The sequence below is a fragment of the uncultured Pontibacter sp. genome (assembly GCF_947502515.1).
Lineage (GTDB): Bacteria > Bacteroidota > Bacteroidia > Cytophagales > Hymenobacteraceae > Pontibacter.
Map to the genome: position 1 here is coordinate 58,939 of NZ_CANNAI010000006.1, position 24,139 is coordinate 83,077.

Annotated in this window: 18 protein-coding genes; 2 read left to right on the forward strand and 16 right to left on the reverse strand. The window is 46.5% G+C overall.

Going from position 1 to position 24,139, the window contains the following annotated elements; all coding sequences use genetic code 11:
• Position 1: 1 nt before the first annotated feature.
• From Q1A54_RS15140 to Q1A54_RS15150, 3 genes are all read right to left on the reverse strand, one after another.
• The gene (locus Q1A54_RS15140; protein WP_299989924.1) at positions 2–2,494 is read right to left on the reverse strand and encodes an MMPL family transporter; all 2,493 of its coding nucleotides are present in this window, start codon (positions 2,492–2,494) and stop codon (positions 2–4) included.
• Positions 2,495–3,016: 522 nt separating this feature from the next.
• Positions 3,017–3,178, reverse strand: a complete 162-nt coding sequence (locus tag Q1A54_RS15145; protein ID WP_299989927.1) for a hypothetical protein — start codon at positions 3,176–3,178, stop codon at positions 3,017–3,019.
• A gap of 447 nt (positions 3,179–3,625) precedes the next feature.
• On the reverse strand, positions 3,626–5,128 hold the full coding sequence (locus Q1A54_RS15150; protein ID WP_299989930.1) for a glycine--tRNA ligase: 1,503 nt from the start codon (positions 5,126–5,128) through the stop codon (positions 3,626–3,628).
• Positions 5,129–5,356: 228 nt separating this feature from the next.
• Here Q1A54_RS15150 and Q1A54_RS15155 point away from each other — a divergent pair, with 228 nt between their 5' ends.
• A complete protein-coding gene (locus tag Q1A54_RS15155) occupies positions 5,357–6,493 on the forward strand; it encodes a hypothetical protein (protein ID WP_299989933.1) in 1,137 nt (378 codons plus the stop codon).
• Positions 6,494–6,802: 309 nt separating this feature from the next.
• On the opposite strand, the gene Q1A54_RS15160 is transcribed toward Q1A54_RS15155, so the two are convergent.
• From Q1A54_RS15160 to Q1A54_RS15215, 12 genes are all read right to left on the reverse strand, one after another.
• Positions 6,803–7,261 (reverse strand): hypothetical protein, encoded by a 459-nt coding sequence (locus Q1A54_RS15160; protein ID WP_196116521.1) that lies wholly within the window; start codon positions 7,259–7,261, stop codon positions 6,803–6,805.
• A 92-nt stretch (positions 7,262–7,353) separates the two neighbouring features.
• Positions 7,354–7,860 (reverse strand): DUF4385 domain-containing protein, encoded by a 507-nt coding sequence (locus Q1A54_RS15165; protein WP_299989937.1) that lies wholly within the window; start codon positions 7,858–7,860, stop codon positions 7,354–7,356.
• Positions 7,832–9,910 (reverse strand): cation:proton antiporter, encoded by a 2,079-nt coding sequence (locus Q1A54_RS15170; protein WP_299989940.1) that lies wholly within the window; start codon positions 9,908–9,910, stop codon positions 7,832–7,834. The genes Q1A54_RS15165 and Q1A54_RS15170 overlap by 29 nt, the downstream gene beginning before the upstream one ends.
• A gap of 1,584 nt (positions 9,911–11,494) precedes the next feature.
• Positions 11,495–13,105, reverse strand: a complete 1,611-nt coding sequence (locus Q1A54_RS15175) for an Ig-like domain-containing domain (RefSeq protein ID WP_299989944.1) — start codon at positions 13,103–13,105, stop codon at positions 11,495–11,497.
• Positions 13,106–13,181: 76 nt separating this feature from the next.
• Complete coding sequence (locus Q1A54_RS15180; protein ID WP_299989946.1) at positions 13,182–14,069, reverse strand: class I SAM-dependent methyltransferase; 888 nt, start codon at positions 14,067–14,069, stop codon at positions 13,182–13,184.
• Positions 14,070–15,932: a tRNA uridine-5-carboxymethylaminomethyl(34) synthesis enzyme MnmG gene (gene mnmG, locus Q1A54_RS15185; RefSeq protein ID WP_299989948.1), complete on the reverse strand. Its 1,863-nt coding sequence runs from the start codon at positions 15,930–15,932 to the stop codon at positions 14,070–14,072.
• Positions 15,933–15,999: 67 nt separating this feature from the next.
• The gene (gene ybeY / locus Q1A54_RS15190; protein WP_299989950.1) at positions 16,000–16,428 is read right to left on the reverse strand and encodes an rRNA maturation RNase YbeY; all 429 of its coding nucleotides are present in this window, start codon (positions 16,426–16,428) and stop codon (positions 16,000–16,002) included.
• Entirely contained in the window at positions 16,412–16,837 is a 426-nt protein-coding gene (locus Q1A54_RS15195; protein WP_007656655.1) for an ATP-binding protein, read from the reverse strand. The genes ybeY and Q1A54_RS15195 overlap by 17 nt, the downstream gene beginning before the upstream one ends.
• A 31-nt stretch (positions 16,838–16,868) precedes the next feature.
• Entirely contained in the window at positions 16,869–20,177 is a 3,309-nt protein-coding gene (locus Q1A54_RS15200) for a DUF4175 family protein (protein WP_299989953.1), read from the reverse strand.
• Positions 20,178–20,334: 157 nt separating this feature from the next.
• Positions 20,335–21,096, reverse strand: a complete 762-nt coding sequence (locus Q1A54_RS15205) for an exodeoxyribonuclease III (RefSeq protein ID WP_299989955.1) — start codon at positions 21,094–21,096, stop codon at positions 20,335–20,337.
• A gap of 97 nt (positions 21,097–21,193) precedes the next feature.
• Positions 21,194–21,544, reverse strand: a complete 351-nt coding sequence (locus tag Q1A54_RS15210; protein WP_007656657.1) for a hypothetical protein — start codon at positions 21,542–21,544, stop codon at positions 21,194–21,196.
• Between the two features lie 105 nt (positions 21,545–21,649).
• On the reverse strand, positions 21,650–22,003 hold the full coding sequence (locus Q1A54_RS15215; RefSeq protein WP_007656658.1) for a carboxymuconolactone decarboxylase family protein: 354 nt from the start codon (positions 22,001–22,003) through the stop codon (positions 21,650–21,652).
• 194 nt (positions 22,004–22,197) lie between these two features.
• On the opposite strand from Q1A54_RS15215, the gene Q1A54_RS15220 reads away from it, so the two are divergent.
• Positions 22,198–22,791, forward strand: a complete 594-nt coding sequence (locus Q1A54_RS15220; RefSeq protein WP_299989958.1) for a phosphoribosyltransferase family protein — start codon at positions 22,198–22,200, stop codon at positions 22,789–22,791.
• 74 nt (positions 22,792–22,865) lie between these two features.
• Here Q1A54_RS15220 and gldJ read toward each other — a convergent pair whose 3' ends face one another.
• The gene (gene gldJ, locus Q1A54_RS15225) at positions 22,866–24,101 is read right to left on the reverse strand and encodes a gliding motility lipoprotein GldJ (RefSeq protein WP_299989960.1); all 1,236 of its coding nucleotides are present in this window, start codon (positions 24,099–24,101) and stop codon (positions 22,866–22,868) included.
• Positions 24,102–24,139: the final 38 nt, after the last annotated feature.

Genomic DNA, 24,139 nt, shown 5'->3' on the forward strand with positions numbered 1-24,139 from the left:
GTTAAGCACTTACTTCTTCAGGTAATTCGTCTTGTAATTTCAACTTCAGCTGGTTCAGGTCAAGCTCCTCGTCCTCGTGCTCCAGATAGAACTCGTCGTAGTGCTCTATCAGGGCGTATGGGTCACGCTTGTACTTGCCGCTATCAAAGCTCATCAGCAAAGTTGGCAATATAATCAGGTTTGTGAATAATGCAATCAATAAACTCACCGACATCAGCACGCCTAGGGCCTTGGTTCCGCCAAATTCGGAGAAAGCGAAGATCACAAAACCGAAGAACAGGATGATGGACGTGTAAATCATACTCGTGCCCGCTTCCGTCAAACTGGTCGTGATTGCGCGACTTACGTGGAACCCGTTGCTCAGCAATTCGCTGCGGTACTTGGCCAGAAAGTGAATCGAGTCGTCGATGGCTATACCTAGCGCAATACTGAAAATCAGCGCTGTGCTCGGCTTTAGCGGTATGTTGAAAACCCCCATCAGTCCGCCTGCAATCAAAAGCGGTATCATGTTGGGAATCACCGAAATAATCACTACCCTCGCCGACTTAAACAACAAAGCGATGACAATAGTTACCAACACAAAGGCCAGCACTAGGCTCGAGCGCAGGTTGTTGATTAAGTATTCGTTTCCTTTGATGAACAGGAGCGTCGTTCCCGTCAGGCTCACCTTGGTTTCGGCGCCCGTCTCGTCGCGGGTAAAGGTCATGGTGTTGCCCTCCTCCGTCACGGTCACGCCCTCGCCACCGTAGATGTCGCGCAGTTCGGGTTTTATTTTGCTGATGATAAGCGTGTCGAGCTCTCGGGAGCCCGCGTCGGCTACTTTCAGCGAGATACGGGCCGTCTGACCAGTGCTGTCTACGAACGAGCGCAAGAGTCGCTGGTTGTCGCCACCATCTTGCTTGGTCAGGTAGCTGAACACAAAGTTGCGCTCCGTGTTGTCAGGCAAGCGGTACGAGCCTGGGTCCCCTTCGTAGAACGCCTGCGTTGCTGTCTTCACCAGCCCCACGATGGAGATGGGCGCTGACAGGATAGGCTGCGTGCGCAGGAAGTCTTCGAGCTGGTTGAGTTTGTTCAGGTTCGGCAGCCGCATCACGCCTTGCTTTATACCTGTGTCCACGATAATCTCGAGTGGCATGACCCCGCTGAAGTGGTGCTCAAAGAAAGCCAGGTCGGCATTCACGCTACTCTCTTCCGGTAGATCATCCACCATATAAGAGACCGTCTTCACCTTATAAATACCCCAGAACGAAGCCAGCAAAGCGACGATCGTAAAGAAGTAAACCAAGTGGCGTTTGTGGTGCACGATGTGGTCCAGAAACTCCAGAAACTTGTTGAGCGGTTTGGCGTCCAGATGTCGCAGCTGACGTGGCGTTGGGGGCGGCAGGTACGAGAACACCACAGGTATCAGCACGATGCTGATAATGTAGGTCACGAAGATGTTGATACCTGCCACGACTCCGAATTCATACAGAATGGCCACATGCGTGAAAGTAAACACGATAAAGCCAATCGCTGTAGTCGTATTGGTCACCAAATTCACCACACCAATCTTGCTAATCACCCGTGCCAGCGCCATAATTTTGTTGCCGTGCCGACGGTAGTCGTAGTGGTAGCGGGTGAGCAGGTAGGTGGTATTCGGTATACCTATCACGACCAAAATGGCAGGTATAAGGCCTGTGAGCAATGATATCTTGTAGTCGAGTATAGCTAGTGTGCCGAGCACCCAGACCACCACCATGCTGATCATCAGGAGTGGGAAGATTACGGCGTAGAATGAGCGGAAGAAGATGAAGAGTGTGATGCCTGTCACGAGCAAGGCCAGAATCAGGAACATCTTCATTTCTGCGGCCACTTTGGTCGTCATCACAGCCCTTACAAACGGCAGACCCGCATAGTGCAGCTTTATACCTGTCTTCTTGGCAAAAGCCTCGGTATGCTCCATCACATCGTCCATCACCTGCACCCGTCGTGCCGAGTTCAGGAATTCAGGGTCCACGGTAACCGCCAGCAAAGTGGCGCCTGTTTTCGGGTTGATGATTTGCCCGTCATAGAAGCCTTGGTTGCGCACCACCCGCAGCATGCTGTCAAGCTGCGCCTGCGTCTGCGGCATGGGGTCGAAGATTGGGGTGGTAGTGAACTTGCGGTCAGCAGTATCCTTTACAACCTGTATCAGGTTAGGTAGGGATATAACCGCCTTCACCCCTTCTACCGTCGCTAGTTCATCAGACAGGGCTTTGAGTTGACGGAAGTTCTCAAGTTTGTAGGTCTTCGTGCTCTGCATGCCCACCACGAGAATATTGCCATCTTCGCCAAAAGTCTGCTTGAAACGCTGGAAATACATCATGTCCGGGTCGTCCGGCGACACGACATTGGCGAAATCATACGACATCTCTGCGTCTTTGGCCTTGTAGCCCATAAACGCAGTAAGCAACGCTAACAGGATAAGGAGTCTCAGCCTGTTTTTGATAATGAAAATGGCAATCTTATTCCACATGGTCCCCAATAATGCGGCAAAGGTACGGAATTTTAATTTTTCGGGGGACTTCGATTAGGGCTGTATGGCCCCTAGTACTTGATTGTTAGGTTTGAATAGCATGTACAGGTATAGAAAGCTAATGACGACCAAACAGAAATGCTGTTTCAATCTAGCAAACCCTCCCCTTGGCAGTAAGGTCGTTTCATTCAATCTATTTTTGTCATTCTGAAAGAATCTTGTTCGCAAGTAGCATAGGCTTATCACTCCTCTAACCAAGTTTCTTAACAGAATGACAGTGATTTATGAGTAAGCTTTTTAGAATGAAACAGCCTTTCCCTTGAGCGGAGCGCAGAGTGGTTCAAGTATGGAGCAAATGCAAAGAGGCCAACTTAGCGCGTTAAAAGACCTAATTAGCACCCCTATTGACCTAGGGTTGCTAGTTTCGAACTCCCGTTCTCACTTGTCCTCAAGGGGATACTCCGAGAATTAAAAGCCCCTGCTTATCTGGCAGGGGCTTTTGATTCTTTATGTAGATGTAAATTATTTCTTTTTGCTGGAGCTTGATGACGAGCTAGAAGACTTGTTTTCAGGCACGCAATTCGGTACCTGTTTGCCATTCTTCTCTTTCATCCCCACTTGCTCGTAGCCTTTCCAACATGGGTCTTTTTCAGAGCTGTTCTTCGATTTTGATGTATTTGCCATAGCTTTTGGTTTAATGGTACATACGTGTATAACTCCTGGTTTGCCTCCTTTGTTTTATATTGAGCTTTAGTCTCCTACAGGTTTATACACGCTGTCTTTTGCACATTCATTAGGTATAGACTTTCACATCTGCTATACCTGTATACATTTCTGCTAACTACAATTAACTTGTAAGCTATACCTATGTGCACAAATCGCAACATGGCAGAATACTACTCACTGATTATCAATTCACTAAATTTCAATCACATCCCATCTTATGTCCATTTTTCCACATGAAACAATTCTTTATTTAACATAACAACAGCACTTTAATATGTTTTGGAACAAATTTACACCCCCTACAAGGTATAGCTAAAGAACACATCTAGCTATATCTTCAAAACAAAACAGCCTGCAACACTTAAGTCGCAGGCTGTTTTGTTTGTTGAGCGCTATACCTATACCTTAGGAAAGCTTCTCAAATATGCTCTTAAAGTTAACGGCTTTGTCGATGTAGCTGTGTAGCTCGCTGATTGGCATACGCACCTGCTCACGAGAGTCGCGGTCACGTACCGTTACCGTGTTGTCCTCCAGCGTCTGGTGGTCAACGGCGATACAGAACGGCGTACCGATCAGGTCCTGACGGGTATAGCGCTTACCAATAGAGTCACGCTCTTCGTAAATCATGTTGAAGTCGTAACGCAGCGAGTTGAAGATCTCGGTTGCTTTCTCTGGCAGACCGTCTTTTTTCGTTAGCGGCAGGATAGCTGCCTTCACTGGAGCCAAGGCCGGGTGGAACTTCAAGAAAGTACGGCTCTTTGTAGAATCGCCCTCAGTGATTTCCTCTTCGGTATAAGCACTGCAAAGCGTCATCAGGAACAGGCGGTCGGCGCCTACCGATGTCTCCACCACATAAGGGATGTAGTTGCCGTATGGTTTGCCGTCCTCGTTCAGGTCGTTGTCGAAGTACTGCATTTTCTTACGGCTCAGCTCTTGGTGCTGCGTCAGGTCAAAGTCGGTACGGGAGTGTATACCCTCAACTTCCTTGAAACCGAACGGAAACTTGAACTCGATGTCCACGGCGGCGTTGGCGTAGTGGGCCAGCTTTTCGTGGTCGTGGTAACGGAGGCTGTCGGCAGGTATACCGATAGCTTGGTGCCATTTCTTGCGGTTCTCTTTCCAGGTGTTGTACCACTCCATCTCCGTGCCAGGGCGCACGAAGAACTGCATTTCCATCTGCTCAAACTCCCGCATACGGAAAATGAACTGACGCGCCACAATCTCGTTACGGAAAGCCTTACCGATCTGCGCGATACCAAATGGTACCTTCATGCGGCCGGTCTTCTGCACGTTCAGGAAGTTCACGAATATACCCTGTGCCGTTTCCGGGCGCAGGTAAATGGTGCTCGAGTCTTCGGCCACAGAACCTACCTGCGTCGAGAACATTAGGTTAAACTGACGTACTTCGGTCCAGTTGGTCGTGCCGGAGATCGGGCATTTAATGTCTTCACGGATGATCAGCTCACGTACCGCGTCAAGCTCTTCAGCACCGAGCAGCTTGCCCATTTCCACTAACAGTTCGCTGGCTTTGTCGTAATGGCCATCGGCTTCGTACTGGGCAGCTTTCTCTTCGATCAGCACGTCGGCACGGTAGCGCTTCTTCGAGTCCTTGTTGTCGATCATCGGGTCATTGAAGCTGTCCACGTGACCGGAGGCTTTCCAAGTATGCGGGTGCATGAAAATGGCGGCGTCTATACCTACCACGTTCTGGTGCAGCTGCGTCATGGACTTCCACCACAGGTTTTTGAGGTTGTTCTTCAGCTCTACGCCCATCTGGCCGTAATCATACACGGCTTGCAGACCATCATAGATCTCACTCGACGGGAATACGAAGCCGTACTCCTTTGCGTGCGAGATGATATCTTTCAATTGTGCGTTTTCTACAGGGGTTTTCTCTTGTGTCGCCATGCTGCAAAGATAGAAGATTCAGGTGTGATTATGCCATACGGGATTTATAGTTTTTTATCTATACCATTTGGCACTGTACCCATTCATGCTTAGCCATTTACAACTCTACACTGCCAAATAGGTATAAGGATGCATCTGTTAATAATTTCTTAACATTGGATAACCAGACTACTCGCCTATTTTATGGTAACTTGCGTCGTTTTTTAAAAACTCACCCAATTCTTTAAAATGGCTAAGACTAAAAAGGGTAAAAAAGCAGTCGTACCCACCCAGCCTTACAAGTTCAGAAAGCGCTTCAGTTTGCTGGACGTGCTTTTCCAGAAAGAGAAGAAGTTCCTCTATTTCATCGCCTTCTCCTTCATTGTTGCCGGCATTGTTTATCCGTATGCATCCATTGCGATGTGGGTAGGCTTCCTGTTTGCCGCTTACTCAGCTATAGCGAACGACAGTATTCAGACCATCGGTACTTTTATCGTATCCAACGAAAAGCGGGCCTGGTACTGGCAGTGGCTCTTTATGGGCACTATATTCCTGGGTACTGTATTCTATAGCTGGTACATGTTCAACGGCGACGTGACCTATCAGCGTCTCTCCTCCAAAGGTTTTGACCAGACACCGGACAATTTCGTGTTTCTGCAGCTGGCTGCTCCAATCATCCTTTTGCTTCTCACCCGCTTCCGTATACCTGTCTCCACTACCTTCATGCTCCTGAGCGTGTTTACGGTTAGCTCAGGTGCCATTGTGGGCATGATAGAAAAGAGTTTACTGGGTTATGTGGCTGCCTTTGGTACGGCACTTCTCCTATACCTTGCACTCTCAAAAGTTATCAAGCGCTTTGTTAAGGGCGAGGCCCATAGCTTCTGGACAGTGGCGCAGTGGGTTGTTTCAGGTTTCCTATGGCACACATGGCTGGCCCAAGACTTGGCTAACGTGGCTGTATACCTGCCGCGCTCGCTCAACATTTGGGAGTTTGTCGCTTTCGCTGGTTTTATCTTCCTGGGTATGGGCTTCCTTTTCTTCAAGAAAGGTGAAAAAATACAGGAGATCATCAACGAGAAATCGGATGTGCGTGACGTGCGCAGCGCCACCATCATTGACCTGGTATACGCCATCATCCTTTACTTCTTTAAAGAGCTCAATAACATGCCAATGAGTACCACCTGGGTGTTCATCGGTTTGCTGGCAGGCCGTGAGTTGGGTATGCGTATCAGAGCGCAGGAAGGCAGCGCTAAACTTGCCAAGACTTTCAACCTGATCGGCAAGGACATCCTGTCTGTCACGATTGGTCTGGTTATCTCGGTTATCATGGCCATTGCCATTAACCCGGTTATTCAGCAGGAGATCATGAATTTCTTCTTCGAATAGGTTATACCTGTTTCTAAAACAGAAAGGGCCCGGCATCAGTCGGGCCCTTTCTGTTTTAGAACTGTTCTACTTTGTGGATGGTCTTTTGCAAAAATAGTCTTTCTATACCTGCAGAGACCGTTGTCTGTCACATTTTCCACAGTCGCTATGTAGATGCCGTGAAAGTTAAAACAGGTATAGCTACACTCTGAGCTACCCTTTAAACTGATGGTTTAATCATACATTATGCTTAGCTACTCTTGCAGAAAGAGCAAAAAAAAAACCCGGCTCCTTTGCAGAAACCGGGATCTATGTAGAAATACTGTTTCCTTATTTCTCAGGCCAAACGACTTCCAGGTTGTCGTTGATGAACACCCCAAAGTTCACAGCGATCAGCTGGTCTTCGTCGAAGTACAGGTCGATCATTTCCTTTTCGTAAGAAATGCGGGTCTCGCCTGTCTCCATTTCTTCTTCTTCTATATCCTCATACCCGTGATCTGCGAAAAGCCGTTTCAGTTGCTCCTGGCTCATTTCGAAAATACGCTCTTCCCAAAGCTTCACCTCTCGGTTGGCTGTTTCGATACAGCTTAGTTTGTAATCATCTTCTTTGTCGAAGTATAGCGAATAGCCCTCCTCCCAGTAGTTCCAGGCCTGATGCTCAAACTCATCTTCTTCATCAGACTCTTCAATCTCTTCAGGTTCGCCTAGTAGTTGCTCTACTTCTTCCATTGTAAGGCCAAACTTGATCTTCCCAAGCCCTTTGCCTAACCTGATTTCTTTGTTAACCATGTTGCTCTCTCGTTTTATCTTGTATGCAAAGATATGTGATTTACTAATTTCGGAATTAAAAGGTTAATTGATACAATGAACAATTCATTTTTTTAAGATTCGTATTTCGACCTGAATTCGGCCATCAACTTTTTATACGTATCATTTTCCTTTGCCTCATCCCATTTTTCTTTGAAAATGCGTGCTGACTCCGCTTTCACCGGATCAGGGTCCAACGGCAACTGATCACGGCCATGGGCGCCGCTCTGTCCTTTTTTATCATCCGGTACGGGGCCTTTATACTTCTGACCCGTGCGGTGGTTTGCGTAGCGGCGTGAGCGGGTATAGCCCATCTGCAAAAACTTGCGTGCCATATCAGCGCCTACAAAGTCGTTCTGACGAAGGTAATCCAAAAACAACCCATAGATATGCTCCGATGACTCTTGTGCGATCTCGGGCGTCTTAAAGCGCCAATGCGGCAATATCTCCGACTTATACGGCTCCACCAGCAATACTCCCTGCTCTCCTTTTCCTATACGGTACAGCTCCGGATTCTTTCTGAAATCAGTTTTTTTGAAATCCAGTTCATAGTTAAAAGCTTTCTTTTTCGCTTGTTTCATTGGTATAGCCTGTTGTCTTGAACTGGTTATCCTGGTATACATTCGGGTGCTGCTCCGGATATACGATAATGAAGCTGTTGTCTTTGTAGTTGCGCGACAGTACCCGCGGCACATTATCGAGCATGCCATTATACGACACCGTGCCTCTACGGGCTGATATAACCACCACCATGTCATCCTTGCCTATACCTGTCTGGTTGTTTTCAAACTCCGCCATAGTTGGCCGTTGCATGTAAGTAGCGTCGATGGCAGGCTTGCTGCTCTTCACAGTACTTTTTATTTGGTTGTTTGTTCTTCTACCGGCCATAAAAACGACCTTGGCTCCTAGTTGTGTTGACAACAGGCGAACGGCACGCATCCAGCGCAGGAAACCTCTCTCCAACTCCGCATTGGCCGGCACGATCACAACCAGGCGGCTTGTCGTATTCAGTGGCTGCATAATCTTGCATACCAGAATCATCTGCTCTGTATTCTCAAGCAGGTTGTCCAGGATGGTACCGAATATCCGGTCACGGGTTGTGATCTTGGCATTCCATCCGAGCACAACCTCTGTAATCATCAGCTCTTTTATAGCCCTGAGTATACCGCTGGCTATGTTGATGTCGATCTTGGATACCAATTGCACGTCATTGTCAGTGGCTGAGGCATGTGTGATTGCCTCCTGCAGCATCTTGTTCTTTTTGAAAATCTCCTCTTCAGCATGCTCATTATCCAGCACCACTGCCAACGGATAAATCGGTTCGTGATAATCCGGGTTCCGCAACATTACCGAAAGGTCAATCAGGTTCTCTATATTCTGCGGATTGGCGATGGGTACCAGGATACGGTCTGGTTTCTCACTCAGGTTCGGTTTGCGGCGGCTTTCTATGATAGCCAGTCGTTTGCCTACTTTCTCAGTTACAAAAGAGCTCACCAGACAGGTGACCAGGATCAGTACGATGGTACCGTTCAGGGCGTCTTCATTGATGATGCCGATGTTATAACCTACCAGTATCACAGCCAGTGTAGCCGCTGCGTGTGCACTGCTAAGTCCGAAGATCAGGTTACGTTGCGTACCGCTATACCCGAATATCTTTTGAGTGATCCAGGCTGCCAGGAATTTAGTTACCAGCGCCACTACCACTATTACGCCTGCGATGATCAACGCCTCAGGTCCCCTGAACAGCACGCTCAGATCCACGATCATACCCACATTAATCAGGAAGAAAGGGATGAAGATATTATTGCCTACAAACTCTATTCTGTTCATCAGAGCCGAGGTATGGGGTATAAGCGGGTTAAGTGCCAGCCCTGCCAGAAAGGCTCCGATAATGGCTTCTACTCCTGCCAGCTCTGCCAGAAAGGCTGCCGCAAACACCAGCGTTAATACGAATATGTACTGAGCTCCCTTTTCACTTTCTATTTGCTTAAAGAACCAGCTTGCTATGCGCGGAAACACAAACACGACTATACCGGCAAAGATGGCCAGGGAGCCTGCCAGTTTCACCCAATACCAAACATCCAGATCTCCTTGTGAACTACCAGCCACCACAGCGAGCACCAGGAGTACCGCTGTATCTGTCACGATAGTACCACCTATCGTTATCGTAACTGCTTCGTTTTTACTTATACCCAGTCGGCTGGCTATGGGGTAAGCGATCAGGGTATGGGACGAAAACATACTTGACAGCAGTATTGCTGAGAGCAACTGATAATCCATCAAGTAATAAAAGATCAGTGTTCCTGTGGTGATTGGTATAAGGAAAGTAAGCGCTCCGAAGATCAAGCTTCTGTTTCGGTTCTTTTTAAAATCGATCATATCGATTTCCAGCCCTGCCAGGAACATAATGTATAATAGGCCTACCGTTCCGAACAGTATAATACTGGCGTCGCGCAGAAGTAGGTTGAATCCGTTTGGTCCTACTATCACACCTGCCAGGATCAAACCTACTATACCAGGTATGCGCAATTTGTTGAGTATGATAGGAGCAACCAATATGATCAGCAGCACCATCGTAAATATCAGCACCGGATCCTCAAACGGAGGAACCAGCTTTAGAAGTAATGTCATAGTTTTATGTTAGCGTTCACTTTTTCTCCAGATAAATATAGCGCTTTTATTTTTTTGCCTTTTCTTGCGCCCTACCTTTCCCTCCCTTTTTTGATCCTCCCTTTTCTCTTTTTGGCCTGACTTATCCAGCTTTCCACATCTTACCTGACCTTATTAATTTTAATTAGATAAATTTTTAAATAAATCTTCTTTCATCATTAAGGCTGTTCATAAGTTAATAACTGTGGAACATTCTGAATTGTCCTCATTTTCATTTTATATACCCTTGCTTTGCACCTGGCTACCCACAATTTATTTTTTTGTTAATTTTTATCTTTCAGTCACTTAACTGCCTTTTCCACTTTTGCCCATTTTGTGTGCATTACTTTTTTCACATACATGTACTGCCGTGGAAAAGCCTTTTTTCTATGTACCTTTGTCAACCCCTTTCCACTTTTTGTGTGTTCCACAGCCCTTTGGCCCCACTTGTGGAACATGCCCACTCTGAGTTATCAGATTTGGTCCACACTTGTCCACATTTATACCCACCCTTTTTGTGGATTTCTAAACATCTTTTTTGATTCTGTATTCTGAAGCCTTTTATCGCCTTTGACGGTAATCGATTTTACCTATTACGGAAGAGGAGCAGGTTTCTTTGCAAGTCTTGATGTGGTCGCTAGTGATTATGTTTCACAGGTCTCTGGTACGGCTATTTCAAACTGAAATAAATACCGAATGATATATCCGTTGTATTATATCTGGTAGCGGACAGGTTAGTTGTTGCCAGGCATCCTGAAATGGAATGGAGATGTTTAATCCGACTATGCGAATTTTAGGAGAGTGCTAGCCCTTTTTCAATTATGATACATCGAGAGTCATGTATTTGCTTGGGGATGCAATAGGTAAGTTGTGTTTCAGATCGGCACCACTCTATTTAAAGAGTTTTCATTTTTTCGCCAATTTTACTCTTACCCTCATGTATATTTTACCTCTTTTCTTTTGCTTTCCCTTTATACAAGTGGGGCTTTAAAGATACGAGTAGCAGGTATGTGTTTCCACCTCTAGCATTGCGCTCGGATCTAATTAGCACAGGTTCATACGCGAGAATTTCACTGGTTTTTTTTAATGTCTTCCAAACGTTCGCTAAGTAGATCTTATATGACTTTTATTTGCCTCTCTATAGCCTAAGTTTAGTTGGATCTTATTACAAACCTAAGTCATTCTTCATGGCCTTGGGGCGCTTGCTCTTGAGGTTTTCTTTTAAATGCGATATTTGAATACTATATCATTGCTTAACAGTTCTCTCTTCCCAGTTCATAATTTACATCTGATTGATAGATGGCTATTGCCTATTCCGTACCGGGAGTACAAAGCTGAATTCATATATGTGTTTTGTTACCTATTCTGATTAGCGGTTTGGTTTATCATTCACCAGCTTCTCTTCTTTACTCTTTTTGGCGTGATAGGTCCTTGTGGACAATTCTTTTGATTAAGGTTCTGCAGTTGATTTCACCCCATTTTATTTGCGTTTTATCCACGTGTTATCGGTTGAACGGTATGAATCGGGCACAAAAAAAGGGAGCTGCTTAGGCTCCCTTTCTAACTCTAAAATTCAATATTCTCTTCCATCTCCCAGTTGGCTCTTATCTCTAATGGCTTTTCATGGAGGTATACCTGCTCAGGCTCTCTTACCAGTTCAGGGTCTCCCCCATCCCATTTGCCATTATTGTTGGCATCTAGTATCACGCGTATAAAGTAAGTGCCCGGTTCAATGCTTCGGAAATTGTATGTCCTTGTATTTCGCACCTGGTGCTTCACCTTGTATTGGTTGTCCACTAATTGAATGATGTAGCTCTTTTGCTCTGTTTTCACAGCTCCTCTCAGACTTCCTGCTCCTCTTGCTTCTGCTACAGTGACCTGCAGGGTCGGCATCGTAAAACGTTCCCCTTGCACCGGTACTATACCTACAGTGTCCAGCACAATGGTTGCCTGACGGTTGCTGTTTGTCCATTTAGGCATAATAAAGCTCATCTCTGTTGCCGTACGATCAAGTACCACTTGTTCCGGATACGTTAGTCTGGCCACCTCCAGGCTGTCAGCTAAAAGGCGTATTGGGGTTTTTGATTGAATTCTAACCGGTGTTTCCAATTCGATTATAACACGCTGCCCTTCACTAATTGCCCCATTGCTTGTATTACCGTTTTCTTTCAGACGTGCTCCCTGCACGCGCTGTGCTCTCTTGCCTTCGAAGACTATCTGTACGGTATCTACTGTGCGGTTTGCAGCTGAGTCCAGGGCCGTCAGTATAGCTCTTCCTCCCGTAAAGCGGCTGTCGCCAAATAGATCCACTATCTTGCCATCAGTTGATACTTTATGAATCAAAGTGTCTTTTGGTGAGTCTACCGGCATGGCCACGAAGCTTTCTATACCTTCATTATAATTGGCCACAAAGCGATCTGTATACCTTTCGCGACGCTGCAGGATGGGCCGTTTGGTATCTATCCTAACAGTCTGCAATATTATTTCCTGTTCCTCGCTTGTCACTCTTATTGGTTCTGCTTTATAAGCGATCCGCTCTTCTTCTGTGTCATAAAGGGAGTTATTGTTTTTATCAGTCAATGCATAGATTCTATACTCACCATCTCTTATGTTTTCGAAGGTGAACTCCCCATTAGCATTTGTCTGGGTCTGGTAATATGGTCTGCTTTTCCTGATACTGAGTGTGTCGCTTGTAGGGTATAAAGCCACCACGGCTTCGTTCTCAGGTTCCTGCGTCAACAGTCTTACTACTTGCCCGCTTACCCTGCTCGAGTCTATGAAACTGCCTGTACTAAACGTCAGTACTAATCCTTCTGCAATGTTTTTTTCCGTGATATCCTGTATGCCTTTTCTGAAGTTGAAAGTATAGGTTGTGTTTTCTTCAAATGGTTGCTCAAACACTAACTCCATTCTGGTTCGGCTCGATCGCACCTGATATTTGTTGTCGGTAAACGGTGTGATCAGGAGTTCTTTCTGCAGGTTGTTTTGCTGGACCTCCTCGTTGAAATCAAGCGTGATGGTACGGGTACTTACATTCAGTTCCTGCGACTTCGGATTGCTATTCAGAAGTTCCGGTGCGTCTTCATCTTTAGGTCCTCCTTCCGGGTTGTTTATACTGGCGCAAGAAGCGATAGTAATGACTGAAGCTGCTAGTAAGAGGCTGTTGACAATTTTCATCTAATATTCGTTTAAATGAAAAACAGGCAAACTTTCGCTTGCCTTGTTCTTATTTATTAACACTGTTTGGTGGTGTTTATTTTCTCTTTGCTACAAAGATCAGGCTCGAGTAGTCGTTACCGTTTTTCTCTGCATAGCTGTTAGACTTAAACCCATTGACCACACTACTGATGACTTTTGTCTTCCCTTCCTTCTGTTTCTCGCTGAGCATGCTCACGTAATAGGCATCAAACTTCATGGGCAGCACTTCCTCTAGTTTCATCTTGTGTTTCTTGAGTAAGCGCTTCATGGTTGGTTGTGTAAAGTGGTACAGGTGACGTGGCACATCATACGCTGCCCAGTCTGCTTTGTACTGTTGTGCGTCATGCGAATCAGCATTGGGAACAGCTATGATCAGGGTGCCGTCTTCCTGCAACAGGTTAATGAGTTCTGTAAGTGTTTCGTTCAAGGTATGGATATGTTCCAGCACATGCCAGAGCGTGATTACCTCAAATTTCTCTCCTGCTATCTCACTAAGTTCTTTCGCTATTATTTCACCTGTGTGGCCTGAAGCCTCCTCACGAGCACGAGCATTGGGCTCCACTCCTCTTATTTCCCAGCCGTCGTTTTTGCAGGCATTTAAGAACACGCCTGTTCCGCAGCCATAATCCAGTATAGATCCTTTGGCTGGTGCATGCCTGTTGATAAGCTCTACCTTTTGCTTCGTCGTAATGGAGCGTACCACATGATAGGCCCTGTTGATAATGCCTGTTTTTATGTTGCTATGCGATATGTATTCCTCAGATTCGTAATACTTATCAATACTGGCGGCATCAGGACGTGGGTTCGTGAACTTGAATGTGCAGTTCTCACACTCCACAATTACGAAGCTCTCTTTTGAGACCGCATTGTCTGTTACTACCAGAAAGTTTTTAAAATCTTCTTTGCCACATATCGGGCAATGCTCCAGTCTTTCGTAGCTCATTTATTTTCCAAGGTATACCATTAGTACAGATATGTCAGCTGGTGAAACACCACTGATACGTGATGCCTGCCCGATTGTCTCAGGCTGTATACGTAGCAATTTCTCACGCGCTTCTGCTGACAATGCAGGTATGTTGCGGTAGTCTATTTTCTCTTTGATATTATAGTTCTCGAGTTCACCCATTTTGGCAGCCATGGTGTGCTCTTTCTCGATATAGCTCTCGTACTTCACGGCAATCTCAGCCTGCTCCACACTGTCAGCCTTGAACTTGCTCAGATACTCTGCTACGGCAGGCACGGCCTCTGCGATATGTTTGATTTCGATGTTTGGCCGTTTGATCAACTGACCTGCCCGCTGCTTTTCAACGATTGGGGCTGAGCCCATTTGCTCTAGCATGCTGTTGATATCTCCCGGCTCAATCGGCTTGTTACTTAAGTAAGCTATGATTTCAGCCGTTTCGGTGATCTTCTTATCCACAGCTGCCAAACGGCTTTCGTCAGCCAATCCAAGCTCGTAGCCAAGCTTTGTAAGGCGTATATCTGCATTGTCCTGGCGTAGCAGGATACGGTGCTCTGCTCTGGAAGTAAACATACGGTATGGCTCGTCGGTACCCTTGTTTACCAGGTCATCGATCAGCACCCCGATGTACGCTTCTGATCGCTTCAGTATAAACGGTGCTTTTTCGTTTATCTTGTTATGCGCATTTATACCTGCCATCAATCCCTGGCAAGCTGCTTCTTCATATCCTGTAGTACCGTTTATCTGGCCAGCAAAGTATAGATTCTGCACCAGTTTTGTTTCCAAGGTTAGGTTCAGCTGTGTCGGTGGGAAGAAGTCGTACTCTATCGCATATCCAGGGCGGAACATCTTGGCGTTCTCAAATCCTACGATCTTACGGAGTGCTTTCAGCTGCACATCTTCTGGCAGTGAGCTGGAAAAACCATTTACATATACTTCTACTGTACTCCATCCTTCCGGCTCCACAAAGATCTGGTGACGGTCACGATCAGCGAAACGGTTGATCTTGTCTTCAATAGACGGACAGTAACGAGGACCTAATCCTTGGATACGTCCCTGGAACATAGGCGATTTTTCGAAGCCTGTTTTCAGGATCTCGTGTACATCTGAATTAGTATAGGTGATATAGCAACTGCGCTGCTTAGCCAATGGAGTGGTTTCAGTGTATGAGAATTTAGAAGGGTTCTCATCACCGAACTGTTCTTCCATACGGCTATAGTCAAGTGAGCGGCCATCAACACGTGGCGGTGTACCTGTCTTCATGCGACCAGCCTCGAAGCCAAGTTCGATTAGTTGTTCTGTCAGACCTTTAGCTGATTTTTCAGCAGAACGGCCCCCTCCCATTTGCTTCTCCCCGATGTGGATAATACCATTCAAAAAAGTGCCATTCGTTAAAATGACGGCCTTTCCGCGTATAGTTATCCCCAAGCTGGTGCGTACGCCAACGGCTCTTCCACCCTCTACTTCTATACCTGTCACCATCTCCTGCCAGAAGTCAACGTTTTCAGTTTGCTCCAGTGTCAAACGCCAGGCCTCAGCAAATCGCATGCGATCACTCTGTGCACGTGGGCTCCACATGGCAGGGCCTTTTGATTTGTTCAGCATGCGGAATTGGATCATGGTCTCGTCGGTAATGATACCGCTCATACCACCCAGCGCATCAACTTCACGCACAATCTGTCCTTTTGCTACGCCACCCATAGCCGGGTTGCAGGACATCTGTGCAATGGTATTCATATTCATGGTCGCCAAAAGAACTTTAGAGCCCATTTTGGCAGCTGCGGCAGCGGCTTCACAGCCTGCATGGCCCGCACCTACAACTATGATATCGTATTCTGGAAACATGTATTCAGGATTTAGAGATGTTTCACGTGAAACATCAAAGGGAGGTTGGTAATTCCCTTATTTGCGATTAAAATTTCCGCAAAGATAAGGAAGAATCTTCGAGTTTGCGCATAGCTGCTTCCTGCTCAGGGGTTTTATCTTTAAAACCAAGCAAGTGAAGTACGCCGTGGATGAGAACGCGGTGAAGCTCGTCATTAAAAGAGGTGCCGTGTGTCATGGCGTTATCGCGCACACGGTCAATGCTAATAAAAATATCACCTTCGATAGTGCCTTCTATGTCGGCATTGTCGAAGGTGATGATGTCTGTGAGTGTGTCGTGATCGAGATACTCTACATTGATCTGGTGCAGGTAATCGTCAGAACAGAAAATGTAAGTCAAGCTTAGCAGCTCATGTTCGTGTTGCTCTATGATGTCTGCAATCCAGTCGGAAATCTGCTCTGGGTTTTCCAGCGAGAAATCAAGATCCTCGCTGAAGAACTCAATTGGATGATCCATTCTGTGATTGTGTGATGTTAAATATTAACTGCACCTTTTTACCGTTGTCGAGGAAGTTTACTTCGTCACACAGGTTACGCATCAGGAAGATACCACGGCCGCCAGGGTTCTCCAGGTTCTCAGGAGCCGTAGGATCGGGCAGGGTGTCATAATCAAAACCAGGTCCTTCATCTTCAATTTCAAAAAGAAGCTGATTATTCTCTACCTGGAGCGTAAGGTATACTAGTTTTTCCTTGTCGAATTTATTGCCGTGGCGGATGGCATTGTTCACAGACTCTGTAACGGCTACCATAATGTTGCCATACACATCGTCTTCAAACTCGAATTCTTCCTTTGAATTGTCTATGAAGCTTTCTATAACTCGGATGTTCTCGATTAAGGAAGGAATCTGAATTTTAACCTGATTCATATTACTTGTTAGTGATGCTATAAGGTGCGTATTAGTTATTCATATTTTGGAAATACTCGCTAACCTTCTGTTTGTAGTAGGGCGTAAGCGCCGGTGATACGGTTTGCAGCAATTCCGTTTGTTTCTCTTTTGTTCTTAAATACTTTTCGAATGATGGAGGAACCCTTCTGGCAACATCCTGAGCGCTCTTGGCCTCGCGTTTATTATCCAGTTCCCGCTCCTTCATTGACTTCTCTGCTTCCAGCAAACGAGTAAGAATTTCGCGCTGCCGCATGATGGTCTGCTCAGTCAAACGTTTATTAACGAGATCAGTCTCGCTTTGTTCCATCATCTTGCTGATATTTCCCAACTCACCGTTGCCGCCCTTTTCGCCAGGTTTCTGTCCCTGTTTCTCCATTTCTTTAAGGGCGTTACGCAAAGCCTCTTGCTCCGCAGCTAATTTAGCTAATTCTTCAGACAGTGCCTTACCTGACTTGCCACCTTTTTTTAATTCTTCGATTTTTTTGTTCAAAGCATCCTGCACCTGACCAAAATCACCAGGCTGCGGCTTACTTCCCTTCTGTTTTGAGGCCATGCTGCCCTGCATTTGCTGCATGGCCTGCTGCATTTGCTTCAGCGCATCGTTGAGCATCAAAGCCAGGTTGTTCATGGATGTCATGGCGAGCTGCTGCTGAGCGGTAGCACGACCCACGTTACGGTCGCGCAGCTCTTTCATGCTGTTGTCCATGCTTTCGTTCATTTGCGCAACCTCACGTGTTACAAAAGACTCGAGCTGGAAAACTTTTTTGGCAAGAGCAAAAAGACTGTCTTCTATTACCTTGGCATTATCGCGGAGTGAGAGCTGTTGCTGAGATAGGTAAATAAAACGCGGATCGCTTTGGTTGACACCCCGGAAAGATTTCATCAGTCCTTCCTGATCAAATGACAGCTTGATCAGGTTCTCCAGGATGTCGCGTAGGTTGTCAAGGTTCTGCTGCATGCCGTCCATGCTCATGCTGTTCTGCATCTGTTCCATTTGCTGGGCCATCTGCTTCATCTTCTCCCCCGCTTTCTGCTGCGACTCGCTGGCTTTTTTATTATGGTTCTTTTCAAGCTGCTGCTGTCCCTGCTCCATGTCCTGCTCAATCTGCTGTTGCTCCTGCTGCATTTGCTGCTCGTCCATCTGATTCGGGTTCTGAAGCTTATCGTTAAGCTCTTTCAGGTCTTTCATGTCCTCCTTCAGCTGCTCAAACTCTTTCTGTATGCTTTCCTGCTCCTGCTGTAACTGCTTATTGTCTTCCTGCTTTTGGGCGGTTTTATCTGCCAGTTCTTCCTGCTCCTTGGCCATTTCCTCCAGCTTATTAGTGATGTTGTCGAGCTTTTGCTCAAACTGAAGCTGCTTAAATAGCTCAAGTGCCCTTTCCAATTCACGCTCGAGGTTGCGTTCACGGTTATCGAGTTTGCTTAAGAGCTTCTGCAGTTCAGAATCTTTCGGGCTCTGCTCTTGCAATAGCTTTTCCAGTTCTTCGTAAAGTTTTTTGGTTTCTTCGTCGAGCAGGCTGTCCATCAATTTTTTTAACTCTTGAGCTTTTTCAGCCAACTGCTTGTCCTGCTCCGAAAGCATGTTTTGCTTCTTGTTGAGTTCGTCAAACAGTTCCTTCATAGAAGAAATATCCTGCTCTAACTGTTTGCGCTTCTCAGCCAGATCCTCCAGTTGCTTTTTGTCTTGCCAGTTCAGGTCGCGCTTCGTTTTCATTTTTTCCTCAGACTGGGCCAGCTCTTCTTTCAGCTTTGTACTTCTTTCCAGTGATTTGCTCAACTGACTTTCCACCGACTGGGCATTGCTATTCAGTTCCTGCTCCAGGTCACGGCGGCTTGGCACTCGCAGTTCGAAGGAGCGGGTACGGGCACTCTTAGGTCCGTTCAAGCCATCATTGTCCCATACCTGCACAAAGTACTCCAGCTTATCGCCAGGATTGAGTTGCAGACTGGCGGTGTTCCACTGATGGTAATAGGTCTGGCTGAGTTGCTGTCGGTTGAGGCCGATCGGTACACTCTTATACTTGGCTTGCGGATTCTTATCATTCGTCACCTTGTAGTTCAGCACGAGTCGAGTCAGCCCATAGTCGTCAGATATTTCGCCGGCCAATACCACAAAGCGGTATAGAGCAGAGTCGTGGTACTGTTCTAAAGAAATAAGCGGATGCCGGTCAGGTATAGTGGTGATCTGGTAATTGATCTCTTCTTTATTTGAGCTATGCGCATTCCGAAGGTTTACACCATAGTTTTGGCTTTCGGTAAACTGCTTGCTGGCTGTGAATAAGTTTTCTTTAGATTGGGCTACAAGTGATTCAGAGGGGTTTTCAAAATTGATTTCAACACGGTCTGTCTCGGTTGCATCGAAATTCCAAGTGATAGTACTGCCTGCAGGTATAGTCGCATTCCCCGTATTCTGAATCAGTTCAGGCTTTCGCTTTAGGTAGGCAGGATAAGCCACTTCCATATGGAAGTTCTTCAGATTTGGTCTCGAGAGCAGCTTCAGGTTATAGTCATCAGACATAAAGCCCGAGCCCTCCAACTGAAACTCAACAGGGCGTTGCAACTGCTTAAAAGTATAGGTATAGCCGTTGCTGCCCTTCTGCAATCGCTGGCGTCTACCGTTGTAATGAATGTATACCTCACTCGGTATCGTTTTGCCTTCCAACTGCACTTTCAGCTCAAAATCCTCTCCTCTGTAAGTCTGCAGCGACTCATTCTCTACCACAAACCGGAAAGGTGCTAGCGGAGTATAGTGTTTCTTGTAATTGATGATGCGCTCCGTGCCCTGCACAAATATGGTAGGGTACAGCAAGGCGATCAGCAGCATGATAACAGCAGGCAGTGCAATGTATTTTAGAAGGGGCTTATTCTCTCGGTAGGTGACGGCCTCTTCGAATGGATAATTGACGAGCTGTGAGGAACGCTGGGCTATACTGGCGGCAATCAGTTCATTAGTCCGATCAAGGTCTTTTAGCTGAATAGCATTAAGCAGCTTATCCTTTATTTCAGGATAGTGATCCCCTACCCTGGCAGCAGCCTGCTCATCAGAAAGCAATTTTCGGAGGTTGGTCAGCGCTGAGATTGGGAGAATGATCCAGCGAACGAGTGCGTAGAGCGTGAGGCCTACAAAAGAGAACAGCAGAAAGGCCCGCACGATCACCGGGAAGTAAAAGATATACTCCAACAGACTATACACGATGTAAATGGACATCAGCAAGCCTGTCGCGAAAATGCTCCCCCGCAACAATAGGTTGAGGTAGAACTTTTTCTTAAAGGCCTGCAGCTGGTATAACAGCTTGTCCATCGCATCGTGCTGATTCATCTGCCTAGTTGTTTAATCGTTACTAACTCATGCTTACAGCTAATGATTAACCTGAGAGGTATAAGTTGTTAAAATATAGAAATTTAAGAGAATCTCCTAAAGCCTCTGTTATAAAACTGTCTGCACGATCGATTTAGTATACGTACAGGGCGTGCTACTATATAATATCCAATAAAACCGGGCAGTGATCGGAGTGTTTGGCTTCTGGCAATATGGCTGCCCGTTGCATACGATCCTGCAAATTGCCCGTCACCATGTTGTAATCGATACGCCAGCCCAGGTTCTTGGCACGTGCCCCTGCCCTGTAACTCCACCAACTGTAGTTGTGCGGTTCTTTATTAAAATGGCGGAAGCTGTCCACAAAGCCACTCTCGATAAAATTGGTCATCCAGTTACGCTCTTCAGGCAAGAAGCCCGAGCTGTTGGCATTTGATTTCGGGTTGTGAATGTCGATGGCCTGGTGACATATGTTGTAGTCGCCACTGATTACCATACCTGGCAACGTTTGCTTCAGGTCGCCTATGTAGCCATAAAAATCATCGAGCCATTGCATTTTGAAACCCTGCCGCTCATCGCCGCTGGATCCGGAAGGCATGTATACGCTCATTACCGAATAATCGTCGAAGTCTGCACGGATTACGCGGCCCTCGTTGTCGTAACATTCCATGCCACAGCCTATCTCCACATGCTTGGGCTTGTCTTTGCTGAGGATGGCCACACCGCTATACCCCTTTTTTACAGCAGGATGCAGGTATACGTGGTAGCCTATATCTTCGAATATGGCACGGTCAAATTTATCTTCGCAGGCTTTGATCTCTTGCAGGCAAAGTACATCCGGATTGGCAGCTTTTACCCAGTCCGTAAATCCTTTGGTAATGGCGGCACGGATGCCATTTACGTTGTAAGTGATTATTTTCATACTAACTGTTTCACGTCCTGACATAGGTAGCAAGCTCTCTTTCGATAGGAAGAAGAAACATGCTACCCGTGCAGGTAAAATTTAAAATTTTGAGATATTATATTTCGTCAGCTCTGTCGAAGTACTCCAGGATATGCCATTTCAGCATTCTCTCCTGATCTTTCAAATTAGTGAAAGGTATAGCCTTGACAGACCGGTAATGGGGCCAACCTTCTTCGTCAACCCGCTCTAGTTCATAAAAACCTGACAGACTGAACACCTTGCAGGTAGCGATGTGCATCAGGTCCTGCTTCTCCTCTTTTGTAAAATCCGAGATACCCTTTCCCAATTCCTGTATACCTATCAGAAACAGGATGGCATTCAGATCAGGTTTTTTCCCGAAAGTCTTCATCATCGAAGCCCTTAGGTTGGTCCATCTGTGATCCAGGTTAGATGATTCGTCGGCCATATGTTTAATTATTAAATAGCTGAATTGTTCAACTGCCTGCTTCATAAAACTCGCTTCTGAGTAAAGGGCAGCTGGCTGAACAAATCAACTTTGAAAATACTTTGTCTAAGAAGCGCTCTGCTGTGCTTTAAGTTCCTCCCAGTACTCTACTGCACGGCGGAAGTGCGGGATCACGATGGATCCTCCCACCAGATTGGCAATGGAGAACACCTCAAACACCTGCTCATCCGAAACGCCTTCTTCAAAGCACTTGCCCAGGTGGTACTTGATGCAATCGTCGCAACGGAGCACCATAGAGGCTACCAAACCGAGCATTTCTTTCGTTTTCACGTCCAAAGCACCCTCCATGTAGGTGTTGGTGTCGAGGTTAAAAAATCGCTTGATTACTTTGTTATCGTAAGACATGATGCGCTCGTTCATGCGCGTACGATATTCGTTGAATTCTTCTATCTGACTCATTGTTGTGTGTGCTGTGACTGTTTTATGCTATTAAAAGTATAACAGTTAAAGTTAATCTAAATTCTCAAGAATACCTTAATCACGCCTGTCCCGCTATGTTACAGGATTTTCTGTCTTTACTTTTTCCCGAAATATGCCATGCATGCGATCAGGCATTGACTCGTGGCGAGCGATATATCTGCACAGAGTGTAATGTGAAACTCCCCTACACCGACCTGCACCTGCATGGTGCGACAGAGTTGAACTACCTGCAGCAGCGGTTTTGGGGTAAGGTGCCGGTACGGTTTGCATTCTCATACCTGCTTTTCAGGCCCAAAGGGCGGGTGCAGCGCCTCTTGCACAAGCTTAAGTATAAAGGAGCTGAGGAAGTTGGCGAGCACTTGGGTATACGCTACGGCTCCATCCTGTTTGACCACGGGTATGCAACCCACTTTGACTTGATCATCCCTGTGCCGCTGCACCGGTTGAAACTACGCCGGCGTGGTTATAACCAGTCAGACGGTTTTGCGAAGGGATTATCGGAGGCACTGCAAATTCCGTGGAGTAACAAAGTGCTGGAGCGTGCCATCGATACGGACTCTCAGACAAAGAAAAGCCGTCTGGATCGCTGGCAAAATGTAGAACAGGTATTTGTTGTGAAGAAGGCTGAGGAAGTAAGCGGAAAGCGGATACTGTTAGTGGACGATGTCCTGACAACAGGAGCAACACTGGATGCATGTGCCCATACCTTATTGCAAAGTGGGTGTCATGAAGTAAGTGTGACGACCATTGCGGCAGCGCAACTTTAAGTCGGCAAGACTAAAAATGCAAAAAGCCCGGGTAAATCCCGGGCCCTTTAAAATATAGTATTAACTGTTAGTTCTTATCTGTTAGATCCTGCGTTGATCATCGCGCAACGGAAACCGATTGTTGCTGTAGATGAATCCTGCGCCATGAATCTTCTGGTACCTGGAGACAGCCAGTAAGCTACGTCTTTCCATGAACCACCTTTGTAAACGCGAACCTCGTTGCTGATCAGTGAGTGGAAACCTTCACCTGTGTCATAGTTTTCAGCTTCGTCCAGGTAACCGTCTCTACGGAATGGGTTCAGGTCTTCAACGTCCTGGAATGAAAGCGGACGATAAACATCCTGCACCCACTCGTTTACGTTACCAGCCATGTTATACAGACCGAAGTCGTTTGGCGGATAAGCATAAATGTAGTCTGTGATCATGGCACCGTCGTTCAGTGAACCGGCAATACCAGCATAGTCACCACGGCCACGCTTGAAGTTAGCTAGGAACTGGCCCATTTTCTTGCCATACGGGTTACGCAGCTGATGACCATCCCAAGGGTAAAGTCTTCTGTTGTTTTGGTTCTCGTCCTCGTTGTACTGCGTGCCGATCAGGGCTTGGGCAGCATACTCCCATTCAGCTTCTGTTGGGAGACGGTAGTTCGGCAATACATAGCCAGACTCGATTGAAAGTGCTGTTGCTTCTGTTGTTTCCTGAGTTCCACGGTTTCTTCCGAAAAGACCTCTTCTTTCAGTACCGCCAGTTGCTTCTTTAGCCAGGTTTTCGTTTACCTTAGCTGTACGCCAGGTGCAGTAGTCATTGGCCTGAAGCCAGCTAACACCTACTACCGGGAAGAAACGGAAACCAGGGTAACGCAGGTAGTACGTTACGTAAGGGTCATTGAAAGAAAGCTGACGCGACCATACAGTCGTATCCGGAAGGGCAGCTACGTATACCTCAGGTATAGAGTCACGCTTCAGGTAGTGCAGGTACTCCAGCCAGTGGATGTTAGCCACCTCAGTTTCGTCCATGTAAAATGAAGCTACCGTTACCGTGCGCTCGATATTGTCACGGGTCATGGCGATGTCCTCCTCCATAGAGCCCAGTGTGGTACGGCCACCTTCAATAAATACAAGACCCGGAGCCTGAGGGAAGTCTTCGTAATCGTTTACCTGAAACGCAGTTTCGTCCTCGTTGTATTCTATACCCGTGGCCGAGCTGTAATCGCCTGGGTCAGTGCTAGTTGGATAGCCGCCCCCTCTTCCGCATGATGCAAGGAGAGCTCCTCCTACTACAACGGCTGATACATACTTAATAAGCTTCATAGATTAGGACCTACTAATGATAAGGTTCTTTTAATGTA